The organism is Streptomyces phaeochromogenes (genome assembly GCF_001418655.1).
In the GTDB taxonomy this organism is placed as follows: domain Bacteria; phylum Actinomycetota; class Actinomycetes; order Streptomycetales; family Streptomycetaceae; genus Streptomyces; species Streptomyces phaeochromogenes.
In genome coordinates this window covers 1-6,115 of record NZ_LIQZ01000068.1, presented here as the reverse complement: position 1 = coordinate 6,115, position 6,115 = coordinate 1, and the positions used below count along the sequence as shown (strand labels likewise).

General features: G+C 71.0%; 4 protein-coding genes. 2 read left to right on the top strand and 2 right to left on the bottom strand.

What is annotated here, in order from left to right; translation table 11 throughout:
- A partial coding sequence (locus tag AOK17_RS48220) for an NUDIX hydrolase (protein ID WP_342671496.1) occupies positions 1 to 494 on the top strand: 494 nt, incomplete at its 5' end.
- 269 nt (positions 495 to 763) lie between these two features.
- On the opposite strand, the gene AOK17_RS48215 is transcribed toward AOK17_RS48220, so the two are convergent.
- Together AOK17_RS48215 and AOK17_RS10150 are read right to left on the bottom strand one after the other, a co-directional pair.
- Positions 764 to 1,306, bottom strand: coding sequence for a sigma-70 family RNA polymerase sigma factor (locus AOK17_RS48215; RefSeq protein ID WP_079052912.1), 543 nt, complete (start codon positions 1,304 to 1,306; stop codon positions 764 to 766).
- 283 nt (positions 1,307 to 1,589) lie between these two features.
- A complete protein-coding gene (locus AOK17_RS10150) occupies positions 1,590 to 4,607 on the bottom strand; it encodes an AfsR/SARP family transcriptional regulator (protein WP_055612043.1) in 3,018 nt (1,005 codons plus the stop codon).
- Between the two features lie 854 nt (positions 4,608 to 5,461).
- Between AOK17_RS10150 and AOK17_RS10145 the strand changes: the two genes are divergently transcribed.
- Positions 5,462 to 6,115: serine/threonine-protein kinase (locus tag AOK17_RS10145; RefSeq protein ID WP_157881296.1), on the top strand; the 654-nt coding region annotated here is incomplete at its 3' end.

Sequence of the window (6,115 nt, the reverse complement as noted above, 5' to 3'; positions counted from 1 at the left end):
TTGCCGTCGACGGCAACGGCAACGCTCTGATCGCGTTCATCCCTGACGCAGAGAACGCCCCACCCGACGACGCCCCCCTGCCGCTGTCGTTGGTGGCTCTTTGGCACCACGACTCGGTTCTGCTGGTCTTCGACAGGAGACGCCAAAAATGGGAGCTGCCTGGAGGAGTAATCGAACCGGGTGAGAGCCCACGCCAAGCCGCTTCGCGCGAGCTGCTGGAAGAGACCGGACAGAAGGCAGATGGCCCCTCACAGTTCGCGGGCTACGCGAAGTTCATGCTTCACCCTGATGGGCGGGTGGAGTACGGAGCGTTGTTCATTGGCAACGTCACACACCCTGAACCCTTCCGGGAAAACGAGGAGGTCTCAGCTCTCCGCTGGTGGGATCCCAGAGGCCCACTGCCTGGAGGCTCAGAGTCTCTCGACCTCCACCTTGCCCGTCTAGTGATGCGCTCGCGACACCGAGATGGGCAGGCCAATCCGTGTGCGGGCTGAGAGACGCGCACTGACCGGTGTCAGTTCTCCCTGAGTGACTGTTACCGCCAGATCGTCAACCATCACAACGGCAAGGCACCGGCCGACTCCCCTTCACACGGTTCGGGGTCCCGGTCCGGTGACCGGGCCCCGAGGGCGTACAGGCCCTCTCGGCCATACCGTCGAACCTTTCGTGCCCGCGGTTCCGTGTACCTCTTGAAGTCGGCCCGGTGGCGGACGACGGAGGGCGAGAGGAGCGTGCGATGGGCGACCGCGAAGGCCTACGCGTCTCAGCCCATCGTGGCGGGATCCCTCGATGCCACGCGGGCTCGCAGCGCGTTGAGGGCGTAGTGCTGGCGGGACTTGACCGTGCCGGCGGGAATCCTGAGGATGCGGGCCGTCTCCTTGATCGTCCGGCCGCACAGATAGGTGTGCACCAGCACCTCGCGGTGGTCGTGGGAGAGCTGACGCAGCAGGGACGTCGTCTCGACGGAGATCAGCACGGATTCGCAGTGATCGGGCAGGACGACGTCGCGGTTGTCGATGCCGACGCTCTCCCGGCGGACGCAGGCGCTGCGCATACGGTCGACAATCAGGTTGCGCGCGACGGTCAGCAGCCAGCCCCGCACGGATCCCTCGGTGCTGTAGAGGCGTTCCGTGTGCGGCCACGCACGGATGAGGGTCTCCTGAACGATGTCCTGCGCGGTGTGCCGGTCGCTCAGCAGCTTCTCCGCGTAGGCGAGCAGCGCCGTCGCATGATCGGAGACCAGGTCGTCGAGCAACTGCCTGTGATGCGCGGGCGAGGCGGTCTCTGCGCCGGTGATCGTGTTCATTTTCCAGTTCCTGAGGGGGAGTTCGGCCCGCTCCTCTCCCCCGCGCCGGTGCCCGCACTCGCACACGGATGCGCGGCGAGCAAGGGGACGCAGCCGTGGCGGGGTCACCGGCACGGCATGCATAGGGAAGGGCCGTATGAGCCCCAGAGAAGCGGCGCGGCGAGCGTAGACAGGTCCCTCTTCCGGAACAGTGACGGTCTTCTGACGCCCGACCGCAACGCCCCGCGCGGAAAGCAAGCCGTCCCGAGCCGACCGATCCGTCCTGGGCGGACCTCTCCCCCGGTCAGAGGTGAGCGGGCTGCTCCCCGGCGCCGGCAGCGACCGCGTCCTTCAGCTTTCCGCGCACCGCCTCGGCGTCCGGGTGGCCGAGGCCGTCGAGAATGTCCAGCGCCTGACGCCGGGCGTCCGCGGCCCGTTCGAACTCCCCCGCCGCGTAGCGGGTGTCACCGATGTGCACGAGCGTGTCCGCCTCCAGGTAGCGGTCACGGATCGCCCTGTAGAGCTCCAGCGCATGCTCGTAACACGTCAGCGCGCGGTCGTGTTCGTGCAGGTGGTGGTGGGCGTAGCCGAGGCTGTCCCATGCCGCGGCCTCGCCGTTGCGGTCACCGATCTCCTGGTGGACGGCCAGAGCCCGGCCGCACTCCTCCAGCGCCTCCCTGTACCGGCCCGTCAGGATGTGGGTCCAGCCGATCTCGTTGGCCACGCTGGCCTGCCCGCTGCGCCGTCCGGCCTCCCGGTAGAGGAGACCCGCCTGGGCGTAGTGCTCCAGGGCCTCCTCGTGGCGACCGCGCGCGTTCGCGAGAAAGGCCGCATAGCGGTGCACCCGCCCCTGTCCGGCCCGGTCCCCGACATAGGCGAACAGGTCCAAGGCGCGCGCCAGATGCCCGGCCGCATCCACCCAACGCTCCAGCCGACCGTTGGCGAAGCCCAGCGCCCGGTGGGCGTGGGCCTGTCCGCGTACGTCCCCCAGCCCCTGCGCCGCCCTCGCCGCCGTCGTCTGGGCGACGAACTGTTCCTGACGGCGGCCACTGCGGTCCAGATACAGCTCGATGCCGGCCGCAAGCTGCCAGCTCTGTTCACCACAGCCACGCCGCGCACTCTGCTCGACCGCGGCCAGCAGCACCGACCGGTTGCTCTCCAGCCACTCGGCCGCGCGGGCCTGGTCGGCGAATTCCGACACGACCGTCCCGGCAACGGGCGGGCCCAGGGTGAGGCGTTCCCTGCTCGGCGCGAGGACAGCGTCCGCCGCGTGCGCGCTGTGCAGATAGTGGTCGAACATTCGGCGCCGGGCGGCTCTCCGCTCCGGCGGGGCGTCCAGCGACCTGCCCAGTTCGCTCCCGTAGGCGCGCAGCAGTTCGTGGCAGGTGAAGCGTCCCGGCTCGGTCTCCGACACGAGGTGGGCCCGGCTCAGCTCGGCCAGCGGCGGCCGGATCTCGGCGCGGCGCAGTCCGGCCAGGCTCGCGGCGGCGGCAACCGAGCAGTCGGCTCCCGGATGGAGCGCCAACAGCCGGAACACCCGTGCTGCCTCCGGGCTGAGGAGCCGGTACGACCACGAGAACGCGCTGCGGGCATCCGCGGCGGGCGCCTCGCCGGAGAAGGCATGGAGACTTCCCTCGCTCTCCGCCAGCTCCTCGGCGATACCGGACAGCGGAAAGGCGGGGTTGATCGCGGCACGGGCGCTGACAACGGCCAGCGCAAGCGGCAGGCCCCCGCACGCGGCGGCGATGGCGCGGGCAGCGCCCGGGTCCCGCGCGATCCGGTCGGGCCCCAGTCGGTCGGAGAGGAACCGCAGGGCGTCGTCCTCGCCGAGGACGTCCAGCGTCAGGGAGTACGCGCCCTCGGCGGCCACCAGTCCGTACAGCTGGTGCCGGCTCGTGACGACGACGAGGCATCCGGGCGCCCCGGGCAGCAGGGCACGCACGTGCTCGGTGTCGCGGGCGTTGTCCAGCACGATCAGCACACGGCGCCGGGCGAGCAGGCTGCGGTACAGGGCTGCCTGCGCGTCCAGCCCGGCGGGGACTCGCTGCGCGGGCACCCCGAGGGCGTCGAGGAAGGAGCGGATGGCCTCGGCCGGGCTCATCACCGTCCCGCTGGGGTGGAAGCCACGCAGGTCGACGTACAACTGGCCGTCCGGGAAGCGGTCGGCCACCTGGTGCGCCCAGTGCACGGCGAGGGCGGTCTTGCCGACACCGGCCATGCCTCCGATCGCGCTGATGACCACCGTAGAGGCCGAGTTGCCCGGCAGCAGCCCGCGGAAACGGGCGAGCTCGTCGAGCCGGCCGGTGAACGAGGGGAGTTTCGCGGGGAGTTGGGCGGGCGGGACCACGAGTGACATCCGGTGGTCCGGGTCGAACGGCTCGGCCGTCGCGCTCTCCCGGCCCCTCCCAGCCGTCTCACTCTCCCGGCCCTCACCACTCGACTCGCTCACCCAGCCGGTACCAGCCGTCTCGCTCTCCCGGTCGGTACCAGCCGACTCTGTCCGCGCGTCCGCTCTCGCGGGGTCGGCGGACCGGGTTCCCTCGGCACGGGCCGAGTCGTCCCAGACGTACGTCTGTGCCAGCACCCGCCGTTGCGCGGCCTGGAGCTCCGGACCGGGCTGGACGCCCAGATCGTCGGCGAGCCGAGCGCGGACGGTCCGGTAGACCTCCAGGGCCTCGGCCTGGTGGCCGGTGGCGGCGAGCATGAGGATCAGCCGGGCCTGCAACGCCTCGTCGAGCATGTGCAGGGCAGCGGCCTGACGCAGTGTCACCAGCACACGTGCGCGCGGTTCCCGCCCGGTCTCCAGCGCTCGCTCGGCCGCGTGCTTGACCGCGGCGAGGTGTTCACCGTCCACCGCGCCGAAGGCGGGATGAGCCCGTACCTCCGGAGGTATCCCGGAGGCCGTGGGGCCTCGCCACAGGGTCAGGGCCTCCACCAGCAGTTCGGTGGCCTCGGCCGGTTCCCCGGTCCCGGACGCGCGCTCCCGCAGGTGCCGGAAGCGCAGCAGGTCGAGGGATTCGGGGTCGGCGTCCAGGCGGTAGCCGCCCGATGCCCGCACCAACCACCGTGACGTTCCCCTGCTCGGCATGTCGGGTTCGAACAGGCGGCGCAGTGCCCCGATGTGACGGTGCACGACGTTCACCGCGCTGTCCGGCGGGTTCTGTCTCCACAGGGCGTCGACGATCTCGTGCGTACCGACCGGGTGGTTGGGCTGCGCGAGGAGGAACGCGAGCAGCGCACGCTGCTTGGGCGGTCCCAGCTCGAGCTCAACCTCGCCCCGCCAGGCCCTCAGCGGACCGAGCACGGTGAAACGCGTATGCACAGTGTCCCTCGTACCGACAAGCGAAACCGATGAGGCTCGACGACACCCGGTCACGGGCGTGAGCCGACGGGCCGGGTCCGCTCCGCTCGACGGGACCGGGCAGAGGGGAGCCTACCCCCATTGGTGCCACGGGCCGCCGCCCCGGCGCCCCCACTTCGGGGCCATCCTGGGCCGGGCCATCCTGGGCCGGGAAACCGATGCCCTCTACAGCCGTTCCGGCCGTTTCCGGGCCGCCGTGCGGAAGCTCCCACCGTCCCAGCAGGTGCAGCCCTCGTGAAGCACCTCGGCGGCGAAGCGCGGTCACCGGCCCACGGGTTCCACGTCGCTGCCTACGTCACCGCGGACACGGCGGCCATGCACGGGGCGGGCAAGCAAGCAGGGGTGTACTCCCCCGTGCAGAGCCCGTTTCTGTACGCGGCCGGACGTCGCCGCCCTGCACCTGGAGGGCGGCGGACCCACCGAGTTGGCCCTGACGCGGCAGGGACCGGCCCTCTCCACCGACCCGTGACTTCGTCGGGGCGACAGCGCCGTCGCACGATGTCCGGGCTGCTGGGTACGGTTTCGCCGGCACCGTGTCGGGCCACGGCCGTCCCCGCCGAACGGACCGCTCTGTACCAGTCCAGGGCCTGCGGCTGCCGTTCCGAAGACGCAACGGCAGATTTCTTTCGCCGAGTTGAACTATCGAGGCCTCCTCCCACGTGTAGCACGTAGCAGCTACTGGCCCGGCCCGGGAGATGAGCGCCGCCGCGATGTCACGGTGTCGCGATCTCGTCCGGTCCGCGGAAGCGGCCCCGCCGGGCGGCCGTCTCCGTGCTCGCTCCGGCCGCTTCATGAGGAGAGGAAAAATCGCCCCGATGAACAACGAGGAGACCGTGCCGGTGGAGCCGGGCCGTGAGCGCGTGATCGCGGGTCGCTACCGACTGCTGTCCCCCCTCGGCGAGGGCGGCATGGGCACGGTGTGGCGCGCCCACGACGAGGTGCTGCAGCGCGAAGTCGCCGTCAAAGAGGTGCGTGCCCCCGCGGGACTGCCCGCTCCGGACGTCGAGCGCATGTACACCCGGCTGGAACGCGAGGCATGGGCCGCGGCCCGGGTGACCCACCCCAACGTGGTCACCGTCTTCGACGTCGCCACCGAGGACGGCCGTCCGTGGATCGTCATGGAACTAGTCAGCGGACAGTCCTTGGCCGACCTGCTCGACCAGGGATCCCTCAGCCCCGCGCGGGCCGCGGAAATCGGCGCCGAGATCCTGGCCGCCCTGCGCGCCGCGCACGCCGCCGGGGTGCTCCACCGCGATGTGAAGCCGGCCAACGTCCTGATCGCGGGCAACGGCAGAGTGGTCCTGACCGACTTCGGAATCGCCACCGTCGAGGGCGACTCCTCCCTCACCAGGACCGGTGAGGTCATCGGCTCACCCGAGTACCTGCCACCCGAGCGCGCCCTGGGCCGCAATCCCGGCCCGGAGTCCGACCTGTGGTCCCTCGGTGTCCTCCTCTACGCGGCGGTCGAG